At 33.8% G+C, this 22,162-nt stretch carries 16 protein-coding genes; 7 read left to right on the top strand and 9 right to left on the bottom strand.

Annotated elements, in window-relative coordinates; translation table 11 throughout:
- Positions 1–34 precede the first annotated feature (34 nt).
- On the bottom strand, positions 35–4,318 hold the full coding sequence (locus H4V97_RS06350; protein WP_209549224.1) for a T9SS type B sorting domain-containing protein: 4,284 nt from the start codon (positions 4,316–4,318) through the stop codon (positions 35–37).
- A gap of 234 nt (positions 4,319–4,552) precedes the next feature.
- Between H4V97_RS06350 and argS the strand changes: the two genes are divergently transcribed.
- The 5 genes from argS to H4V97_RS06325 all read left to right on the top strand — a co-directional run bounded on the left by argS (position 4,553) and on the right by H4V97_RS06325 (position 9,886).
- A complete protein-coding gene (gene argS, locus H4V97_RS06345; RefSeq protein WP_209549223.1) occupies positions 4,553–6,331 on the top strand; it encodes an arginine--tRNA ligase in 1,779 nt (592 codons plus the stop codon).
- A 52-nt stretch (positions 6,332–6,383) separates the two neighbouring features.
- A complete protein-coding gene (locus H4V97_RS06340) occupies positions 6,384–7,103 on the top strand; it encodes a hypothetical protein (RefSeq protein ID WP_231385441.1) in 720 nt (239 codons plus the stop codon).
- Positions 7,104–7,233: 130 nt separating this feature from the next.
- Positions 7,234–8,583 (top strand): signal recognition particle protein, encoded by a 1,350-nt coding sequence (ffh, locus tag H4V97_RS06335; RefSeq protein WP_196850107.1) that lies wholly within the window; start codon positions 7,234–7,236, stop codon positions 8,581–8,583.
- A gap of 77 nt (positions 8,584–8,660) precedes the next feature.
- Positions 8,661–9,551: a bifunctional 5,10-methylenetetrahydrofolate dehydrogenase/5,10-methenyltetrahydrofolate cyclohydrolase gene (locus H4V97_RS06330; RefSeq protein ID WP_209549222.1), complete on the top strand. Its 891-nt coding sequence runs from the start codon at positions 8,661–8,663 to the stop codon at positions 9,549–9,551.
- A gap of 44 nt (positions 9,552–9,595) precedes the next feature.
- A complete protein-coding gene (locus H4V97_RS06325) occupies positions 9,596–9,886 on the top strand; it encodes a DUF1801 domain-containing protein (protein ID WP_245345200.1) in 291 nt (96 codons plus the stop codon).
- A gap of 413 nt (positions 9,887–10,299) precedes the next feature.
- Here the strand turns inward: H4V97_RS06325 and H4V97_RS06315 are convergent, their stop codons facing one another.
- From H4V97_RS06315 to H4V97_RS06285, 7 genes are all read right to left on the bottom strand, one after another.
- Positions 10,300–11,034: a sterol desaturase family protein gene (locus tag H4V97_RS06315; RefSeq protein ID WP_209549221.1), complete on the bottom strand. Its 735-nt coding sequence runs from the start codon at positions 11,032–11,034 to the stop codon at positions 10,300–10,302.
- Positions 11,035–11,045: 11 nt separating this feature from the next.
- A complete protein-coding gene (locus H4V97_RS06310; protein WP_209549220.1) occupies positions 11,046–12,290 on the bottom strand; it encodes a radical SAM/SPASM domain-containing protein in 1,245 nt (414 codons plus the stop codon).
- Positions 12,283–13,968 (bottom strand): hypothetical protein, encoded by a 1,686-nt coding sequence (locus H4V97_RS06305; RefSeq protein ID WP_209549219.1) that lies wholly within the window; start codon positions 13,966–13,968, stop codon positions 12,283–12,285. The genes H4V97_RS06310 and H4V97_RS06305 overlap by 8 nt, the downstream gene beginning before the upstream one ends.
- A gap of 366 nt (positions 13,969–14,334) precedes the next feature.
- The gene (rluF, locus tag H4V97_RS06300; RefSeq protein WP_209549218.1) at positions 14,335–15,147 is read right to left on the bottom strand and encodes a 23S rRNA pseudouridine(2604) synthase RluF; all 813 of its coding nucleotides are present in this window, start codon (positions 15,145–15,147) and stop codon (positions 14,335–14,337) included.
- Positions 15,148–15,248: 101 nt separating this feature from the next.
- A complete protein-coding gene (locus tag H4V97_RS06295; RefSeq protein WP_209549217.1) occupies positions 15,249–16,097 on the bottom strand; it encodes an alpha/beta hydrolase in 849 nt (282 codons plus the stop codon).
- A 39-nt stretch (positions 16,098–16,136) separates the two neighbouring features.
- Positions 16,137–16,916 carry a zinc ribbon domain-containing protein gene (locus H4V97_RS06290; protein WP_196850112.1) on the bottom strand — a complete coding sequence of 260 codons (780 nt, stop codon included), beginning with the start codon at positions 16,914–16,916 and terminating at the stop codon, positions 16,137–16,139.
- Between the two features lie 3 nt (positions 16,917–16,919).
- Positions 16,920–18,017 (bottom strand): Nif3-like dinuclear metal center hexameric protein, encoded by a 1,098-nt coding sequence (locus H4V97_RS06285; protein ID WP_209549216.1) that lies wholly within the window; start codon positions 18,015–18,017, stop codon positions 16,920–16,922.
- A gap of 135 nt (positions 18,018–18,152) precedes the next feature.
- Between H4V97_RS06285 and lpxK the strand changes: the two genes are divergently transcribed.
- Together lpxK and H4V97_RS06275 are read left to right on the top strand one after the other, a co-directional pair.
- Positions 18,153–19,190 (top strand): tetraacyldisaccharide 4'-kinase, encoded by a 1,038-nt coding sequence (gene lpxK / locus H4V97_RS06280; protein ID WP_209549215.1) that lies wholly within the window; start codon positions 18,153–18,155, stop codon positions 19,188–19,190.
- On the top strand, positions 19,162–19,974 hold the full coding sequence (locus H4V97_RS06275; RefSeq protein ID WP_209549214.1) for a purine-nucleoside phosphorylase: 813 nt from the start codon (positions 19,162–19,164) through the stop codon (positions 19,972–19,974). Before lpxK ends, H4V97_RS06275 begins: the two co-directional genes overlap by 29 nt.
- A gap of 6 nt (positions 19,975–19,980) precedes the next feature.
- Here H4V97_RS06275 and H4V97_RS06270 read toward each other — a convergent pair whose 3' ends face one another.
- Complete coding sequence (locus tag H4V97_RS06270; protein ID WP_209549213.1) at positions 19,981–22,155, bottom strand: ATP-binding protein; 2,175 nt, start codon at positions 22,153–22,155, stop codon at positions 19,981–19,983.
- Positions 22,156–22,162: the final 7 nt, after the last annotated feature.

The following is a 22,162-nucleotide window of genomic DNA, read 5'->3' as shown; positions in this document are numbered from 1 at the left end:
TTAGGAAAGTCTTGAAGCAGGAATAGTGTAAAGCCTATCTTTTCAATGAAAAATGAGATCGATACTCTTTTAAAACCTCATTTTCTGAATAAGATATAGAAAACCAGTAATCATCTGCCGGTAATGCGTAACCATTAAATGTTCCATCCCAACCTGGACCATTTGGGAAAAGTTGTATTAAGAATTTTCCGTAACGATCAAAAATAAATAATTTAGGATTGTCTTGATTTGGCAGTTCTGTCACGTTCCACGTATCGTTGTAGCCATCACCGTTTGGTGTGAAATATTTTGGAGCAAATACTAATTTAGCCAATATTGGTATTGTTGATCCGCAGCCGTTAGCATCGCTAACACTTATTTCATGCACTCCTGAACTCACATTTGTAAATATGTTACTTTTTTGAGGAGAATTTCCATCTAATGAATAGAGAAAATTAGTTCCATCGCCCAAACTTGGTACTGCATTTACAGTAATTGTTTGATTATCGGAAAACCAACCCTCAGTAGTAAATGAGATCGAAGCAGGTGGTGCAGATTCAATAACAGTAAAAGGAATAGGTTCTGAAGGGCAACCGAATATCGATAAATCGGTGACAATTAAAGTATAGTTTCCAGGTTGGTTCGTTGAAAAATCAGAAGAGGAACCTACTAAAGTACCATCTTCTTTTTTCCATTCAAACGAATATCTAGGTGCGCTAAATCCACTTATAATATGAGAATCTGTGATTGCTCCAGTTTCAAAATCATGGCAAATAGCAGGGACGGTAAGTATTGGTTTTGGTTTTGAAATGATCGTAATTACCATGGGTTTTTCGTCAGTACAGATTACAGTTGCTGTGCTTCCAACTTCAGCATAAGCATAGATGGTTGTTGAGGAAGTAATCAAATCTCCGGGAAATTTTTCTGTATTTGAATTGCCTGGACCGCCTGACTTTGTGAAATATCTGTTTATTGGAACAACCAATGGCGGTAGTGCGTATGATTCACATCTGGTTATAGGAGCTATTGGATTTATCACGGGACTTTTGTAAATTGTAACTATAAAATCGTCTTCATCAGAACAGGTATTTCTAGTATTGTCTTCCGCATAAACATACACAGTGGTTGTGGTATTTATTGGACTGTATGGAGGAATTAATTTCACACCGCTACCATGAGGACCGCCAGTGTTTGTGTAATAATCACCAAGTCCAACAATCGTAGGTAGCGAATAAGAATTACAGGCATATTGATCTGGAATGGGATTAACCAAGGTAACTAAAACAGATATGCTATATTCTGAAAAACAGGTATTTGGTGCGGCGGCTAAAGCATAAACATATATCGTTTTGGAATTTGAAATTATGGTACCTGGTGGTAATATCGGGTTTGTAGGTGAAGGACCTCCAGGAAATTGATAATATTCTCCATTAATTAAATCATCAAGAATATACCCTTGTCCACATTGTATTACTTCCACAGGTCTTGCATCAATTAATGGAGATGAATTAACAATAACAAGAAACTCTTCTTCAACATAACAAGGCCCTGTTGCGGCTTTGTCATAAAAATATACTTTTTGGGTTGAGGTTATTGGTAATCCTACCGTTAACATTATCCCTGTTCCCAATGGACCTGTGAAATAATTTCCAGTATGTGCAACTGTCGGTAAAAAATAGACATCACATTGTGGTGCCGTGTCCGGTATAAATGGTAACGGAGGAATGTTTACCGTAATAGTAAATTGCAAATTGTCAGTGCAATTTTGTCCTGGCACGTAGTACCAAAGAGTAGTTGTCGCATTAATTGAAGTTCCCGCCGTTACGAGCAATCCTCCGCCGGAAGCGGCAGTTCTGTACTCACCAACTATTAATTGTGGCAAAATATAAGCAGAACAAGAATTTACATCTATTGGTGGTGTAACGCTATTAATGCCTATAAATACGGTAAATGTTTTTTCGGAAAAGCAATTTGTCGGTGTTGTAGCGGTTTCTTTGAAAACGTAGATTGGCGTTGTAACTGTAATAATAGTTCCTGGGGGAATTATCGGTAAACCTTTATTTGGTCCTGAGTAGTAGATGCCTCCGTTTGGATCAACCGGCAGTGTGTAAGAATTACATCCGAATTGGTTTACATATTCGGGTAATAGTGTAAATGGAATAATTGTGGCTGTAAATGATTTTTCTTGAGTACAAGATGGCGTTACAGTGGTATCTTCAAACCAAACATAAATGGTATTTAAACCAGCGGTATTTATTACTGATCCCGCAGCTAATTGGGTATTACCAATAGTATTTGTGCCTCCTGATTGCTTAAAATATTTGGCGTAAGCTAAAGCAGGTAATCTATATTCCGAACAATAAGATCCGGATGTAGGTGATATTGCATTCAAATCTGATATAGTAACGGTAAAAGAATCCTGATTGGAACAACTTCCAGATTGATTGAAAACATATATTGTTGATGGAGTAGTGATGTTGTTCCCCGCGAAAAGCTGTGTCCCAGTTCCATTCGATCCTGTCCAATATTGTGCCCCGGTTTTTGTTAAAACAGGCAGGATATAGGAACTGCATACCACTACATCATTTAAAATGTCAACTTCTGGGATTGGAGTTACAATCAATTTAAAGCTAGTAGTGACGTAGCAAGCGGGATTCGAAATATTTTGCAGTCTAACCCACAAAGTACTATTTGAGGTTATGAGAATATTGCTTGCATTCGGTGTGATAATATCGGTGTTGGTGTTTGCTCCATTTAAAGTAGAATGAAAAGACAAAATATTATAGGTTTGGTTTTGTAGACCTAGGATTGAATTTTTTGGGGTAGTTAGGTCAAAATTCGCTTGTGGAGGAAAATCTGTTGTGTTTCTGGCACAAAGAGTAATATCATTTGGAATACTCGAAATTTTTGGGCTAGGAACAATTTGCAATTGAAAGGATCGTATTTCATAACATGGTAAAATGGAGTTTTCAATTCGGACATAAATTATTTTTCCGTTTGCAGAACTTGTTATGGTGTGCGGACTTGAAATAGCAGCGATATCGCCAACAGCATCAGCATTGGAAAGATGATAAGTAATAGTTGTTCCAGCGGGTAAATCATCTAAAATTCCTGCAGGAGTTGTTGCTTGGTTGTTACCTGCTCGTATAATGCTCGTATTTTTTGTTAGATCAAAATCATAATTGGCAGCTCCGGTATCGCAGGCATAAATATTTGGTACAGAAGAAATAACTCCTAAGGCAGGGTAAATTCCAACACTTATTTCATCTGTGACTTCGATACAACCAGGTTCAGTATAACTCACACTGTAATTGTGAATTCCGGAACTTATTAACGGAAGAATTGAATTCAAATCTAAAGTTTGTCCAGTTTGAGCTGGAGAAAAATCAACGCCTTCCAGTTTCCATGTAAAGGTTGTACTTGGGCTTAATCCATTCGCTGATAATATAGGTAATGGACTTCCGGGACAAATTGCTTTATTGTTTGCTAAAGTATAATCAAGACCAAGTATATCCTGACCAATATTAAAAGTATTCGCATTTAAAAATATAGCAGAATCATATCCTGTATTGTTGCTGCCATCAGCTATAACTAATTTTATTCTATAAGTGTGCGTAATATCTAATCCTGATGCCGAAGCTAGCATAGGTATGGTTTGTCCATTAAAATTTATTGCCGGGCCAAAACCACCTCCGTTGAAACTTCCGAAAAAACTAGGATTTGCAGAGGGACAATTCGAATTGTAGGTACTATTTCTGATTGTTTGAACCGAAATTGGTGTATTTGTATTTGGAATTACGGCTAAATTTATATTGGGACCACCAGTAGTCACGTCCTTTAAAAGAAAAGCAAATGCATCCGAGAAATTACATTGGGAGGTGCCATATTCTTCTGAAGCGAATAAGAACGAGAAATCAAAATTTGGTGTTTTTGGTTTAAAATCAAATTCTATGAAACTCGCATTTATGGAATTTATAGTAATGCCAGATTGCGATAGTAAATTAGCCTCTAAGTCAGCATCGCCGGTCCATGCAGCATTTCCATCACTTAATATAGTAGTGTTAGGACCTGGCACTTTATTGACATCGCCTGAGGTCAATACTACGCCATTTTTAAATGGGAAATTAGGATTGATATTTTCAAAATATCCTATGCTATTGGATGAACCAAAGGAAGATCCTGTTTTTGAATTAACATTAGTTCCTGAAACGCAAGGAGAATTTATTAGTACTTGGTTTACCAATTGATCGGCTGAATAAGTGGTCGTGTTGATAGTTACTGATTGAGAATAATTTTTCACAGTAAAAAACAATAGCAATAAAATCAATGTTTTTTTCATCTAAATGAATTTTTTACTGTTAAACTTGTATATATAACGTTATGTAAGCTAAATAATTATTTATTAGACAGTGATTGAGGATGATTTTTATTTTAGTTAATTATACGCTTTTTATTCTTTTTTTAAATTATTAAAATTATAAAAAAAATGTGTTTTTTCTTCATATTCTAATGTATTTTATAAATAAAAAAATTCTAATTAAATACTATCTTTGCGACCTCAATAAATTGTAAAATGAATCTGCAAGAAGTACTTATTCCAAATATAAAAAAAGCTGTTAACGAATTATTCAGTGTAACTTTAGACAAAGTCGAATTTCAAACCACTCGTAAGGAATTTGAGGGAGATATCACGATGGTAATTTTCCCATTGTTAAAAGTCATCAAAAGTAATCCCGTAGAATTAGGAAATAAAATAGGAAATTATTTAGTTGAAAACTTAGCCGAAGTGAGCCGTTTTAATGTGGTTTCAGGATTTTTAAATATTGTAATTTCCGACGAATATTATTTAACTTTCTTTAATGAAATAAAAGACGATGCCAAATACGGTTTCGTTATTCCATCTCCCGATGAAAAAGCGGTAATGGTAGAATATTCTTCGCCAAACACTAATAAACCTTTGCATTTAGGTCACGTTCGTAATAATCTATTAGGATATTCTGTTGCCGAAATTATCAAAGCTTCAGGTAAAAAAGTATATAAAACCCAAATCATAAACGATAGGGGAATTCATATTTGTAAGTCGATGTTGGCTTGGCAGAAATTTGGAAACGGACAAACTCCGGAATCAACAGGTTTAAAAGGAGATAAATTAGTTGGTAATTATTATGTAGCTTTTGATAAAGCGTATAAAACAGAGATTGCTCAATTGATGAGCGCAGGTAAAACAGAAGAAGAGGCCAAAAAACAAGCGCCAATAATTCTGGAGGCTCAAGAAATGCTATTGAAATGGGAAGCTGGTGATGAAGAGGTGATTTCGCTTTGGAAAACCATGAATAGTTGGGTTTATGATGGTTTTGCCATTACCTATAAAAATCTGGGAGTTGATTTTGATTGTTTTTATTACGAAAGCAATACCTATTTATTAGGTAAAGACGTTGTTCAGATTGGTTTAGAAAAAGGAGTATTCGAAAAAGATCCTGATGGTTCTGTTTGGATTGATTTGACCGATGAAGGTTTAGATCGAAAAATTGTGCTTCGTTCCGATGGTACAGCAGTATATATGACTCAGGATATTGGAACAGCGATACAACGTGTGAAAGATTATCCAGATGTAGGTGGTATGGTTTACACTGTTGGTAACGAACAAGATTATCACTTTAAAGTATTATTTTTAATTCTGAAGAAATTAGGTTTTGAATGGTCTAAAAACCTATTTCATTTGTCATACGGAATGGTAGATTTACCTTCGGGAAAAATGAAAAGCCGTGAAGGAACCGTTGTCGATGCTGATGATTTGATGCAGGAAATGACAGATACAGCTCAAAAAATTGCTGAAGATTTAGGGAAATTGGACAATTATTCTGCTGAAGAAAAAGCTAAATTATACAATACGATAGGACTAGGAGCTTTGAAATATTACATTTTGAAAGTGGATCCTAAAAAACGAATCCTTTTTAATCCGGAGGAATCAGTTGATTTTGCTGGAAATACAGGGCCGTTTATCCAATACACCTATGCCAGAATTCAATCTATAATTCGAAAAGCAAATTTTGATTTTTCTAATAAATCAGAAATAGTCACACTTCACGAAAAGGAAAAAGAATTGTTGAAACAACTGGAATTATTTCCTGAAGTGATACAAAATGCGGCTCAAAATCACAGTCCTGCACTACTGGCAAATTATACCTATGATTTAGTGCGAGAATATAATTCATTTTATCAAGCAGTACCTATTTTAGGTTCGGATGTGGCGAATGAAAAAATATTCAGAGTACAACTTTCTAAAAAAGTAGCAGATACGATTGCCGCTTCGTTTCGACTATTAGGGATCAGTGTACCAGAAAGAATGTAATAATGGCATGCCTTTTGCGTTATGAATTAATTAACAATTTAAAAATACCATTATGAAAAAAATTTCAATTTTAGCATTACTTGCACTTGTAATAAGTTCTTGTACAAATGATTCCACTTCGGGAGGTAATGTAACATTAAAGGCTTCCGCAGTTTCCTCAACAGGTAAGACCTCTTTAACTGCACGAACTACAGCAACTTCTACAGTAGTTATAACCGACTTTAAAATTAATATTGGGAAGATCAAATTTGAAACCGATATGGAAGATGCGATGTACAGTATGGATCCAAAGCATGATGACGTTAAACTTCATGGACCTTTTTTATTGGATTTGCTTGATCCTAACTTAACCTTAAGTCCTTTTATTACTTCTGTAAATGTTCCGAATGCAAGATATGAGGAAATCGAATTTAAGTTCGAAAAATCAACATTAGTTGGTGAAATGAATGGTAAGACTTATTTGATTAAAGGAACTATTAATGGGAAACCATTTATTATCTGGAGCGACAAGGATGTGGAACATGAATTGGATTTTGAAGACCACAACAAAGATTTCACGATCAATGGTAATGATATATCTTTGAACATTAAAATACATCTTGATACTTTAATGGCGAGATTAACTACTTTGGCAAACCAAGGCCTATTGTTAGATACCGATGGAGATGGAGTTATCGAAATTAGTACTGCTAGTGATGATAGTCACAATGATATTGGGGATTTGATAAAAGATTTACTTGAAAATGAAGCAGATTTAGATGACAAGGATTAATTAAAAAATATTTTTATTTTATTCATAAAAGAGGCTGTCTTAAGAAGACAGCCTCTTTTTATTTATAATAGTATTTAAACTTCAAAATCAAATGCTTAAATTTGCACCTTAATTAAAGAGAAATAAAATTATGTTCGATAATTTAAGCGATAAGTTAGATAAAGCCTTCCATATATTAAAAGGTCACGGAAAAATTACAGAGGTAAATGTTGCCGAAACTTTGAAAGAAGTTCGTCGCGCATTACTTGATGCCGATGTCAACTTTAAAATTGCTAAAGATTTTACTACTAAAGTAAAAGAAAAAGCAATTGGACAAGACGTGTTAACTACACTTCAGCCAGGACAATTATTAGTAAAGTTAGTCAAAGATGAGCTTACGGAATTAATGGGTGGTGATGTTGCCGGAATCAATCTATCTGGAAACCCAACCGTTATTTTAATGGCGGGTTTGCAAGGATCTGGGAAAACAACATTTTCTGGTAAACTAGCGAATTATCTTCAAACGAAAAAGAATAAAAAACCACTTTTGGTAGCTTGTGATATCTATCGTCCTGCGGCAATTCAGCAATTATATGTTGTTGGAGATTCGATAGGTGTTGAGGTTTATTCAGAGCCAGAAAATAAGAATCCTGTTGAAATTGCTCAAAATGCAATCAAACATGCGAAAGCAAACGGGTTCAACGTTGTGATAGTCGATACAGCGGGTCGTTTGGCAGTTGATACGGAGATGATGGACGAAATCGAACGCGTTCATAAAGCAATTCAGCCACAAGAAACCTTATTTGTTGTTGATGCAATGACAGGTCAAGATGCGGTAAATACTGCTAAAGCTTTCAACGACATATTGAATTTTGATGGTGTTATCTTAACGAAATTAGATGGTGACACTCGTGGAGGAGCTGCTATTTCAATTAAATCAGTAGTTAACAAACCAATTAAATTTGTTGGTACCGGCGAAAAAATGGATGCGATAGATGTATTTTATCCTATTCGTATGGCAGAACGTATCCTTGGAATGGGAGATGTTGTGTCTTTGGTAGAAAGAGCACAAGAGCAATTTGACGAAGAAGAAGCCAGAAAAATCCAAAAGAAGATTGCCAAAAACGAATTCGGTTTTGATGATTTCTTATCTCAAATTCAGCAAGTAAAGAAAATGGGTAATATGAAGGATTTGGTTGGAATGATACCGGGTGCTTCAAAAGCAATGAAAGATGTTGAAATTGAAGATGATGCTTTCAAACATATTGAAGCTATCATTCACTCGATGACTCCTGCTGAGAGAAGTAAACCAGCAATTATTGATGTTAAAAGAAAAGCCAGAATATCAAAAGGTTCCGGAACCAAAATAGAGCAAGTTAATCAATTGATGAAACAGTTTGAGCAAATGAGTAAGATGATGAAAATGATGCAAGGACCAGGAGGGAAAAACCTCATGAAGATGATGGGCGGAATGCAAGGCGGTATGCCAGGAATGAGATAAAATGAGTCAAAAGTCGAAAGTCTTAAGGTTGTAATTACTTTAAGACTTTCGACTTTAAAACTTTAAACTAAATTAAAATGCAACTACTAGACGGAAAAAAAACAGCAGAGGATATTAAAGGCGAGATCGCTGCCGAAGTGCAAAAAATGAAAAATAATGGGGAGAAAGTACCTCACTTAGCAGCAGTTATTGTAGGTAACGATGGAGCGAGTTTAACTTACGTGGGAAGCAAGGTAAAAGCATGTGAACGAGTAGGTTTTGAATCGACTTTAGTGAAAATGCCAAGCACCACATCGGAAACCGAATTGCTTAAAAAAATAAAAGAATTGAACGAGGATCCTAATATTGATGGATTTATAGTTCAGTTGCCACTTCCCGACCAAATTGATGAGCAAAAAGTATTGATGGCAGTTGATCCAAGTAAAGACGTTGATGGTTTTCATCCTGAGAATTTTGGAAAAATGGCTTTGGATATGAGCACTTTTATTCCTGCTACTCCTTTTGGAATCCTAGAGTTGTTAGAAAGATATGGAGTGGAAACCAAAGGGAAACATACTGTTGTGATAGGACGTAGTCATATTGTAGGAAGACCAATGAGTATTTTGATGGGTAGAAAAGGGTTTCCTGGAAATTCAACAGTAACCTTGACGCATAGTTATACCAAAAATATTGCTCAAATAACAACCCAAGCAGATATTATCATAACCGCTTTAGGTGTTCCGAATTACCTAAAAGCCGAGATGGTAAAAGACGGTGTCGTTGTAATCGATGTGGGTATTACCAGAGTTGCTGACGAAACAAATGACAAAGGATATGTGATTACTGGTGACGTAGATTTTGAAAATGTAAGCAAGAAAGCAAGCTTTATTACACCTGTCCCGGGAGGAGTAGGGCCTATGACCATCGCGATGCTGCTAAAAAACACGCTTTTGGCAAGAGAGATGAAAATTTTAAAGTTAGGGAAATAATAAAAATACAAAGCCTATTCGTCCGAATAGGCTTTTTTTTAATTATGGGAAATCCACAAGGAATACAGTTTGAAAGTGTAAATGAATTTCTGGATAATTTATCGGAAGAAGAACTGGAAATTGTTCTTTTTTTGCAAAAAATTATTCTTGAATGTATGCCAGATTGTAAGGAGAAATTGGCTTACAATGTTCCTTTTTATTACCGCCATTCCCGAATTTGTTATATTTGGCCTGCTTCCATTCCTTGGGGAAAAGTTGAAAAAGGCGTAGCGATTGGTTTTTGTAAAGGGATTTCATTTTTAGACGAAACTTTCGAAACCACAAAATTTGCTTAAAAGCTAACTTTCAATTCTGTTAAAGAAATTGATGTTCCATTATTGAAACAGCAAATTTATGAAGCAATTTTAGTAGATAACCAAATCGTTAAAGCGAAACGTAGAAAGATTCAGTAAAGTAAATTTACAAATAGAAAATAATTAGGCTTAATATTCAAACACGAATTTCACTAATTTGTACAAAATAATTTGTGTGAATTAGTGAAATTCGTGTTTTACTTTTAAATATTGCCGATTTTCTGGATGCTAATAATCGCCTCGTCCTTTAAATCTTGGATCATCTCTTTTGATGAATTCCGTTCTTCTTTTTGCCGGTTCCGCTTTGGGTAAACTCGCTTCTTCGGTTTTGGTCAAAGGTTCGAGGAGGTTTATCAGTTTTATTACTATAAGCAGAAAGAAAAATCGGTTAATTTTTAATTCTGATTTTCTTTATATGATCCCATCATTCGATCCCAAAAGGAAAAATACAATCCATAATTAAATCCACCTCCTATTTCATGATGTAAATCATGATTTTTGCTTGTGTTTTGCCATTTCCAAATAGAGAGATTCGACTTTTTTTTGGAAATTATTTCATAGCCCAAATGTATCAGAACGTTATAGATGGTCATGAAAGAGAGAAACATTACTAGTGCTAATGGATGCGTAGGTATAATAAAAATGATTAAGGGAATTATTCCTAAAGAAATCAGTGCCTCTGCAGGATGAAATGCAAAAGCGGCCCAAGGTGTGGGATTATGAGATTGGTGATGGATTTTGTGGAATTTGAAGAGCCATTTTGATGAATGGAGTAATTTATGTGTCCAATAAAAATAAGTGTCATGCAAAACTATCATAAATAGAACGCTGCCTAGTAAATAAAAGAAACCATAATCATTTACGTCATGATATATTTTTGTAATTCCCTTTTTGTACCAATACAATACAATACCGCTTGTTCCGCTGTAAATTAGTAAAGTGAGAAAAGAAAATAAGATTTCATTTCTCAGCTGTTTTCCTTCTGGAAATTTTTGTTGAATTTTCAAATGAGATAGTTTCTTTTTTTTCCAAATGTAAAATATAAAATAAGCTGTTCCCGCTATTAGGAAATACCTAAAAATTAAAATAATGGCTCCGGCCATCCAGCTATTTTCATTGAAGAAAAACATAAATTAGTTTTTTAATCATTTTTCGAATAAAAATTGGGACATCCTGAATTTTGTAAATGCAGGATTGATTTGTCGAAATCTGTATCTAAAACATTCCCTGTTTTTGTCTGACAAAATGGGCATGCGTTAATATCACCGTCTGTGTCAACATAAAAACTGCGATTTCCTGCACCGAAGCAACGCTGATGTCTTTGATAATAGCCATGGTAACTAATGAGCGGGTAATTTTTATATTTTGGGTCATAATTCATATCTAAATAAAATTTTTCCAAAAGTCCAATTTGCTCATTTGATAGTGAAACGTCTTTCCCGAGATAATGCCCAACAGCTTTAGGTTCCAATATTTGAATGAATGAAACACCCATTTTCCTAGCAAGTTTAGCATAAGTCATCAGGTTTTCGTGAGTTGAAAAATCTTTGGTAACACAAAGAGATAAGGCAACAACCAATTTATTATTTATTGCGTTTTGAACCCCGTTTTCAACCCAATAATAAGCCTCTTTAAATCCGCGAAAGTTGTTGTGCTTTTCGGGGTCAAAATGATCTAAGCTAATCATGACGCCATTCAAGCCTGCTGATTTTAATTTTTTTGCGTTTTCATCTGTTAACTTAAGTCCTGAAGTTAAAATCCAAAATTCGGTTCCCTTTTTGGCACTGTTCAAAAGATCTACTAATAAATCAACTTTTAAAAGCGGTTCTCCTCCTGAAAAATGAATTTGGCTGACACCTCGTTCTTGAATTTTGGCAACAATGCTTTTCAGTTGTTCTGGAGTGAGTACTTCTTTTTTGTTTATATTTTCCCATTCATAACAATGTTCACATTGGAGTGCACATTTTTTGGTAATAGCAACAATAACACTGATAAAACGATTGACTTTTTGTTTAACCGGAACAATATGATTCATCTCGGATGCAATAAAATTTTTGAAAGCAATTCCATTCCAACCAGGTGTGAAAAGCCCCCAATAATATCTTTTATCCACATTAGCCAATTTGTAAATGCGGCGCTGTCCAATGGTTTTTCTTCTAAGTCTTATTAACGCTAATGGTACATAAAGCCAGTTCCAAGGATTATTATAGCTTTTTATGGCAACACCAATGATTGTTAAACGATAGGATAATTGTACAAGTTCCTTTCTCAAACCTGAAATTAGCGTTTGTCTTTTTCCTGTTTTTTGAATTTCCGTCGATATTATTTCCTCTTCATTAAGAAAAGGAACCGAAATGCTTGGACTGATAGAATTATTGTTACTCATGATTAAACACTATTTCAGACAAATTTTTAGTTCCAGTAAATTGATAATATTCTTCTTTGGAATATTTTGATAGTGCGCCTTTTTCTCGAAAAGTTTTCAGTTTTGAAAAATTTGGAATTCCAGAATAATTCCGGATGTATTCATAATAGCCTCTGTTTTTTAAGAAAACAGTTTGACGTTCTCCCTTTTTATGAGCTTTGACACGATATTTCAAGACTACTTCATTTCCAATATTGGGTTGAATCAAGTAATTCTTATCTTCCTTGTCTAATAAAGCAGTTACATTTTTTCCGTTCTCATCAATCGCCGAAAACGGACTTATATATTGTGGCTCCAATATGCTATTTTTACTGTAATCGATGGCCGCATAATCCACTTCCCAAAACATAAAACCACATTCGAGTTTTAGTTCTATTTTTTTAGCGTTTATTTTCTCCAAATCAATTGGTATAATTAAATCCCGGAAAGCCATTGGCCCAGCCGGATTAATTTTTTCAATTAAAACCCAATCCTTGTCTGACTTAAGATAAACCGATAATGGAATGCCCTGATCATTTCTCCATTGGATATTTTTTTCTGCAGGAACATTGTGTTGTTGTTTTTGGAATCGATTAAAATAGAAACCAAATTGCTCATTAAATTTTCCGTAAACGAGATCCAACCATAACGAGTTTTTAGCCGATAAGACTAATTTTGCCTGCTTGGAATAGTTGATATTGTCAAAGGATAAAATGATATTATTCCATTGATCATCCTTTGATCTTTCATGGTCAAAGAGGTATGAAATGTTGTCTTTTTTCAACGAGGGAGCCGCATCAAAAGTTGCGCCATCAATTGTTACTTGTTGGGGATTTATTGTGTTCGAAAAGGAATGTGGTTTTCCGTTTTGATCCAATAAAACTGAGGTGTTTTCGGCATGGTTCAAAACCACAAGCTGAGCCAAATCAGTGTACTGAATCTCTTTTAATTCGTTAGATATTTTAAGAGTATATTCCGCATTTTGTGGGATGAAATCAGGAAGCGGAAGATAGTCCGTACGTTCAAGATTCGGAAGAATCGCACCTGGATAAAGTTCGCCAGTGAAGGTATAGGCGTCGCCATTTTTTATATAAACAAAAGGACAGGAACTTTTAAGAACAGCGACAAGAATGCCAACTAGGGCTAATCCTGCAAAAGTAAAGCCCAAGATACTCAGCACTTTTTTACCGGTATCTGGTACATAAGCTTCCATTTTTTCGATGTTTGAAAAAGGAATGATAACTTCGCTAGTTGTGTTTTTATCTAAATTTTCTTTGGTGTAAAAATGAAGTTCGAATGCCTTACTTGATTTGTAACTTTGTTTAGATATTTTTTTCCCTTTATAAGAGAGCAATTTATGGTATTCATTTAATTCTTGAAGTGAACCTGTAATTTCTTTTTTGTCTTCATTTAACACTACATTATTTAAATGCCAAGTGTCACTGCCGGAATGAATAATTACATAGCGGTCATTTTTATTTATGGATCTGTATTTATTGACAAAATTATCTGAGTTAGTAGGTATTTGTTTAGTCTTGTAAAAGGTGCAACCAACAGTTAAATTTAAGAAGGCAAAAATCATTATTACTGAAATAATTTTGCTCCTTTTTCTTATTACAAACATTAATGAAAAATCGAGTGTTCTTTGTTTATTTTTCATAATATAGAATTTAAGATTAATTCATATTGTGCTGAAAATCAAAGAAATGGGTAAGTAAATTTAAGCAATATAAAGTTATACTGTTTTAAATTTTTAGTAATTTTTTTAAAATATATAGATTACCATACAAAAAACAAAAGAAATTTACTATATTTTGTTTCGAATAATTCGAAAAAGATATCAAAATGTAAATAAAATCCGGAGACGGAAAATAGTTGTACTATGTTTTGTGTCTTTTTTTCGGGTTGAATGTGCTAATGTTTGGAAAGATTCCATAAAATTTTTAAAAGAGGATATAACCAAGTTGGCCATATTGCATCAAATTAAAGTCAAGAGTAAGAAAAATAGATTTTCTTTGGATAACAATCAATAATCCCCTCTTTTTTTAAATCTCGGGTCATCTTTTTTAATGAATTCCGTTCTTCTTTTTGTAGGTTCCGCTTTTGGTAAACTGGCTTCTTCTGTTTTACTGGAAGGTTCAATAAGTTCGTTTAATTCTTTGATTTCAGCATCAGTCAAATCGCGGTATCTTCCCATGGGAACATCAAGCGAGATGTTGATGATTCGGATGCGTTTAAGAGCTATAACTTCGTAGCCTAAATACTCACACATTCTACGGATTTGACGATTTAAACCTTGTGTAAGCACAATTTTAAAGATGTCTTTACTGATCTGCTCGACCTTACATTTTCGGGTAACGGTATCCAAAATCGGAATTCCATTTCCCATTCTTTCTATGAAGCGATCGGTTATCGGTTTGTTTACCGTTACAGTATAATCTTTTTCGTGATTGTTTCTGGCGCGTAATATTTTATTAACGATATCACCGTCATTAGTCATGAAAATCAATCCTTCACTGGCTTTGTCTAATCGCCCAATCGGGAAAATACGTTTTGGATAATTGATGTAATCTACAATATTGTTGCGAACGTCTAAGTTCGTGGTACATTCGATTCCTACGGGTTTATAAAAAGCGAGGTAAACGGGTTTTTCGTTTTTCTCACGAATCAATTTTCCATCAATACGCACTTCGTCATCAGGGGAAACTTTTGTTCCTAACTCAGGTACAACTCCATTTATAGTCACACGTCCTTCGTCGATTAGTTTATCGGCTTCGCGACGGGAGCAATATCCTGTTTCTCCAATGAATTTGTTGAGGCGTTTTAGATTTTCTTCCATAGTGCAAAAGTAATACTAAATTGTTTAATCGTTTATGTGAGTATTTGTTTATTTGAAAAATTAAGAAAGCAGTAAAATATTTTACAACTGTATTATTGTAGTTATTCTGTTTCAAATAAAAAGTGGTAGACTTTCTTGTATAATTCATCATCATGCAGGCTATGCCCCAACCCTTTTGTTTCTATAAAAACTGCATTTTCCCATGCGCCTGCAATTTTTTTGCCTTCTTCAAATAAAACAACTGTATCATTAATATCGTGAGCGATTAAACCTTTGGTTTTTATTTTGGAAGCGAAAAATTTTCCTGAAAAATGTTCTAATTTAAGTTTGAATTCTTTTAAGTAGTGATCTTCTAAACCTTTTGAAATTCTAGAATTTAGACTCAACATCGAAATGTAATTATAGAGTATAATTTTAAAATCGCTTGGAGAGCCTAAAATCACCATTTTTTCAATATTGTTGTTTTGGTATTTTGCTTGGTAGTACAAACAAGTTTTGCCGCCTAAAGAATGTCCAATTAAGTATTTTGGATTAAATCTTTGCACAGCAATGTCTATAAACTTGGCATATTGCGGAATATTAAATTCTTTTCCACTTGATAAACCATGTGCAGGTCCATCGATGGCAATTATGGTGCTTCCAGATTTTTGTAAATAGGGTAGTATATTTTCCCAGCGTGAAGCATTACTTTCCCAACCATGAACCAAAAGGATAATAGTGTCATTCCCTTTCCAAGTATAGGTTTGGAAATAATGTTCGTCGTATTGAAAAGTTTCGGTTTGAGCTTCCTGAAGGATTTTAGGGAGATTGTTTTTTGTTAATCTTCCTTCTCTAGGTTCGCTAAAAAGAGCGTAAGCTAATTTCGTAGCTTTTTCAGGAAATACAAAACTCAAAAAGTTTATATATAATCCAATAGATTTAGTGTAAACGAAATATAATTTTTTTTTCATAATAAAAAAGTCCCGATGTGAATCGGGACTTAAATAGAATTAAAACTTAGAAAATAATTTTTCCATTTTTTCTTTTTCTTCGTCAGCCAATACACTGTCGACTAATATTCTTCCTGAATGTTCATCAGTGATGATTTTCTTTCTTGAAGCAATTTCTACTTGTGTCTGCGGTGGAATTGTAAAGAATGATCCTGCAGATGCACCTCTTTCAATAGAAACAACAGCTAAACCATTGCGAACACTTGTTCTGATTCTAGTGTACGCTTTTAATAATCTTTCTTCGATTAAAGCTTGATATTCCCCTGATTTTTCAGTTAAAAAAGCTTCTTCTTTAGCAGTTTCAGACATGATTGCGTCTAATTCTGACTTTTTATGTTTCAAGTGATTAGATTTAGTTTCTAATCTTTCTTTTGACTGAGAAATTACTTCTTTCTTATGTTCGATTGAAGCTTTCATTTCTTTAATTTGTTTTTCAGACAATTGAATTTCTAATTCTTGAAATTCAATCTCTTTAGTCAACGAATTAAATTCTCTGTTGTTACGAACGCTTTCTTGCTGTTTTGTGTATTTTTTGATTGCCTCTTTGTGCTCATCAATTGCATTCTTTTTTGCTTTGATTAGATCTTCGATAACTTCGAGTTCACTTTTCAATTTTTCTGAACGCGTGCTTAAACCGGCAACTTCATCTTCTAAATCTTCCACTTCTAGAGGAAGTTCACCTCTTACGTTTCTAATTTCGTCAATTCTAGAGTCAATTAATTGTAAATCGTAAATTGCTCTTAACTTGTCCTCAACACTTAATTCTTTCGTATTCGCCATATTCTATAAGTACTTAACTGGATTTGAATTTTCTTCTGATAAAATAACTGCAAAATTAAGGATTTTTTTCCGAAGATAGTCAACAATATAATTTTTTGTATAGCGTTCGCTTTCAAAATGTCCAATATCTGCCAATAAAAGTTGATTTTCGGCCTCATAAAACTGATGATACTTTAAATCCGCCGTTAAAAACACATCGGCTCCAGCCTGAATAGCATTTTTTATGGCAAAACTTCCAGCTCCTCCAAGCACGGCTATTTTTTTTACTTCTTTTCCTATAAAGTTGGAATGACGAATACCATCAGACTGCATTTTCTCTTTTACAAACAGTAGAAAATCTTTTTCCTTCATTGGATTTTTCAATTCGCCAATCATTCCTAAACCAATATTTTGATGTTTGTTTTGTAGCTCATAAATTTCATAAGCTACTTCCTCGTATGCATGACTTTTAAAAAGTGCCTTTAGAATTTTGTTTTCCAAATGTTTTTCGAAAGTCACTTCGATTTTGATTTCGTCGCCTTGAACAAACTCAAATCGTTCGCCCATTTGAGGATTACTGTGCTCATTTCCCATATAAGTTCCAATTCCTTTTGAATTGAAACTGCAATCTTCATAATTTCCTATACTTCCTGCTCCGGCATCGAATAGGGCATTGCGAACCTGTTCTGCATTTTCGGGAATGGTATAAGTCACTAATTTCCGAATGAAATTTTGCTTCGGAATCAGTACTTTTGTGTTTATTAAACCCAATGCATCACAGAAAATTTTATTAACGCCATCCTGATGATTGTCCAAAGCGGTGTGAACGGCATATATGGCAATGTCATTTTTTATTGCCTTAATTACTGCTCGCTCCACATAATTCTTGCCTGTTATTTTTTTTAATCCGGAAAATAATATGGGATGAAAACAAACCACCAAATTGCATTTTTTAGCGATTGCTTCCTCAATTATATTTTCTAAAGCATCATGACAAACTAAAACGCCTGTTGCTTCTGACTCTTGATCGCCAACTAATAAACCTACATTATCAAAATCTTCGGCATAGGCGAGTGGCGCCATTTCTTCGAGTACAGAAATTATTTCTTTGATTTTACTCATCGTTTAGTTTTTTTGGTATTCGTAATCTCTGATTTCATAATATCAGATTTTTGATTTTTTATTTCTGGATTTTCTAATAAACAAATTAACGAATAAACAAATCAACTTTAAAATAAAATATTCTACTTTCGTACAATGAATTTACTGCGAAAAATACTGTTTCCATTTGCCATTTTATATGGCGTGATAACGAGTATTCGGAATTTTCTTTTCGACAAAGGTGTTTTGAAAACGTATGCTTTTGATTTACCCATTATCGCTGTTGGAAATCTGAGTGTTGGCGGTACAGGAAAAACACCGCAAATTGAATATTTAATTCGGTTATTTTCGGATAAATATAAAGTCGCCACATTAAGCAGAGGATATAAAAGACAATCTAAGGGATTTATTTTGGCTGATGAAACAATTAATGCGCGGGTTCTTGGCGATGAGCCTTTTCAGTTTTTCGAAAAATTCCCAACCATCCAAGTTGCCGTTGATGCCGATAGAAAAAATGGAATAGAGCAATTGCTTTCGCAAAAGATTAAACCAGAAATCATTTTGTTAGATGATGCTTTTCAACACCGGAAAGTAAAAGCGGGTTTCTATATTTTACTCACTTCTTATGGGGATTTGTATTCTGATGATTTTATTTTACCAACCGGAAATTTGCGCGAAAGCAAAACCGGAGCAAAAAGAGCCAACGTGATTATTGTGACCAAATGTCCTTTTAATCTTTCGCCGGAAAAACAGAATGAGATTAGAAACAAATTAAAACTTTCAGTAAACCAAGAATTATACTTTACTTTTATAGCCTACGACAATTTTATTTATGGGAAAAACCGAAAGATAAACGTAAATGAAATTCAGTCTGCTTCAAAATTATTAGTGGCAGGAATCGCCAAGCCCGAGCCATTTTTCGCCTATTTGCAAGATGCCAATGATGTCTGTTTATCTTTTCCAGACCATCATAATTTTACCGATAAAGATATTTTAGAAATTAAAAATTTAGCTCAAAACAACATCATTATTACTACCGAGAAAGATTATGTGCGATTAAAAGGAAGTTTGCCAAGCGAACAACTTTTCTATTTACCGATACAAAGTTCGTTCCTTTCCGGTGCCGAAATTTCAGGCGAAAATTTTGATAAAACCATTACAAATTATGTGGGAACAAGTACAAGAAACCGTTAGTTATATTAAAGAAAGAATTGATTTTACCCCAGAATATGGTGTGATTTTAGGTTCAGGATTAGGGAGTTTTACAGATGAAATGAAAGTAGAATATACCTTGCCTTACAATGAAATTCCAAATTTCCCTGTATCGACTGTTTTAGGTCACAAAGGAGCTTTAGTTTTTGGAACCATTGGGAAAAAGAAAGTAGTTGCAATGCAAGGAAGATTTCATTTTTATGAAGGATATTGCATGACTGAAGTTACTTTCCCGGTTCGAGTAATGAAATTTTTAGGCATAGATAAGTTAGTTGTTTCTAATGCATCCGGTGGTGTAAATCCAAATTATAAAGTAGGTTCAATTGTTCTTATAAAGGATCATATCAATATGACGCCTGAACATCCATTACGAGGAAAAAATGACGAGCGTTTTGGACCTCGTTTTGTCAATATGAGCGAACCTTATTCGAGAAAGATGATTACTAAGGCAAAAGAAATAGCGCTTGATTTAAACATTGAAGTTTTCGATGGCGTGTATTTAGGACTTCAAGGACCAACTTTTGAAACCTTAGCGGAATATAGAATGGTAAAAATTCTTGGTGCAGACTGTGTAGGAATGTCAACCGTTCCAGAAGTAATTGTCGCACGTCACATGGACATTGAGACATTCGGGATTTCTGTTATTACGGATATGGGAAATGAAGAAAATATAGATTCTATTTCACATGATGAAGTACTGGAAGCCGCGAAAAAAGCAGAACCAATGGTTCGAAGCCTAATTAAAGAATTGATTGTAAAATATTAGATAGCCCTAAACATAATTTGCAATTACGCTGTAAAATTCTTCAGGAATGAATGGTTTTGTGATAACATCATTCATTCCAAACGATAATAACATGTCACGATTTTCATCCAATGATATTGCAGTTAGGGCGATTATTGGTGTTTTTTGATCAAATTTTCTAATTCGTTCAGTTGCTATAGTACCGTTTATACCCGGTAAATGAACATCCATTAGAATTAAGTCAAATTTATTGTTTTTAGCTGTTTCAATCGCCTCTTCACCGTTGTCAATTATGTAACAAATTATTCCTTTGTTTTCGAGCATTTTTGCTGAAATCATTTGATTAATTTTATTGTCCTCCACCAAAAGTATTTTTTTATTCGCTAAAATAGAATCATCATATGTTTTACGTTTTTCTTCTACTTTCAATAATTCAGAGCCTTTTTTAAATTTTAATTCAAAGGAAAAAGAAGATCCTTCTCCCACAATACTTTTCAGGCGTATATGACCGCCAAGAGTTTTAATTAATTTCTTTACGATTGTTAAACCTAAACCAGTTCCTCCGTATTTCCGATTTACCTCTATCGAGCCTTGCGAAAAACTATCAAAAACACTTTTTAATTTGTCTTCAGGAATTCCAATCCCGGTATCAACTATTTCAAAATATACAGTAGCATGGTCATTCTCTAATGATTTTAGTTTAGTAATTACATTTACAGTACCATTTTTAGTGAATTTTAGCGCATTGTTAATCAAATTCAGGATTATCTGTGATAGTTTTGTGGGATCACCAATCAAATAATCAGGAATTGAATGGTCAATTTCAAGGTTGAATTTGTTGTTTCCTACTGCTGCTATTTCTTTTAAAGAGTTTTGTATATCTTCTAATAATTGTTTAAGATTAAAATTGATATATTCAATTTCAATTTTATTAGAATCGATTTTGTTTATTTCTAAGATTTCATTTATAAATTTTGTCAAGTAATCGCCTGAAAATTTTAATGAAGTCAGATATTTCATTTGAGACCTCTTTGGCTTTTCTTCCAATAATAAATGAGCGATACCATTTATAGCATTGAGTGGTGTACGAAGTTCATGGCTTACCGTGGATAAAAATTCAGATCTTGCATTGGAGGCTTTTTCTGCTTTGTCCTTGGCAATTTCTAATTCTTTATTTTTTTCTTTTAGCATTAGATTGGATTGTGTTCTAATGATGTTGTTTTTATATAATGATAAACTCAATAAAGACAAAATAGAGATTAGGGCAATGGCGAGGATACTAATTAATTTAGAGAATTTATTCGCTTTTTGCTGCTGCTTATTTTGATTGCCAATTTGTACAATTTCTTTTAACCGTTCGGACTCTTTAAATTCATTGTAATCATCAATGCCAAGTCTTTCGTTATTTAAAATTGAGATGCTCTCTTTCAAATTAAGATGTTGTTTCAAATACGAATAGGCGTTGTTTTTATCTAACATTTTTTCGTAAACAGAACTCAATGCGAGTAAAATATTCGATTTTTGGTCAGAATTGTTATTCCTAGCATTATTTTCTAATGCTTTATTGAGATAATTTAAAGCTAAATTGTATCTTTTTTTGGAAGCTTCAACCGTTCCTATTTGGTACAAAGCTTCAGTTCTGGTATCCAGTATTGCCCCATTATACGGTTTTGCAATTATGGTTTTGAATATTGCCGAAGCTAAATCATAATTCCCTTTTGATTTACTTATAATCCCTTTCTGCAGATACAGCAGGTTGTTTATTTGGGCAGAATCAGAGCTTTTTAAATTATTAATTATTGATTTGGTATTATTAAAATAAATTTCGGCGTCCTTAAAATTTCTTTTTTCAATATAACTCAAGCCTAGATAATAAGTCGCGTATGCATAATTCGAACTTGGTTCTAATTTTTTGTAGAATGAAATGCTTTTTTGAAATGATTTTATAGCGTCGTTATATTTTTTTAATTCAAAATATAGTTTTGCTAATTTAAACGTTTGATCAGCTTGCGTTTGGACATCCCGACTTAATTTAGCATAATTTATAGCTTTTTGTGTATAAAATATGGCCTGTTGGTATTTATCGGATTTGATATTTGAAGTGGTCAAATTTTTGTAATACGTAAGACTATCTGTTTTCTCATTAGTTTGAGAATACAGAAATGAACTGCAAAAAAAGATAAAAACGAACAATTGCTTCATGTATAAC

Origin of the sequence: Flavobacterium sp. CG_23.5 (genome assembly GCF_017875765.1) — a bacterium.
GTDB lineage: Bacteria > Bacteroidota > Bacteroidia > Flavobacteriales > Flavobacteriaceae > Flavobacterium.
The sequence above is the reverse complement of the archived record's forward strand: the minus strand, read 5'-3'. Positions and strand labels throughout refer to the sequence as shown.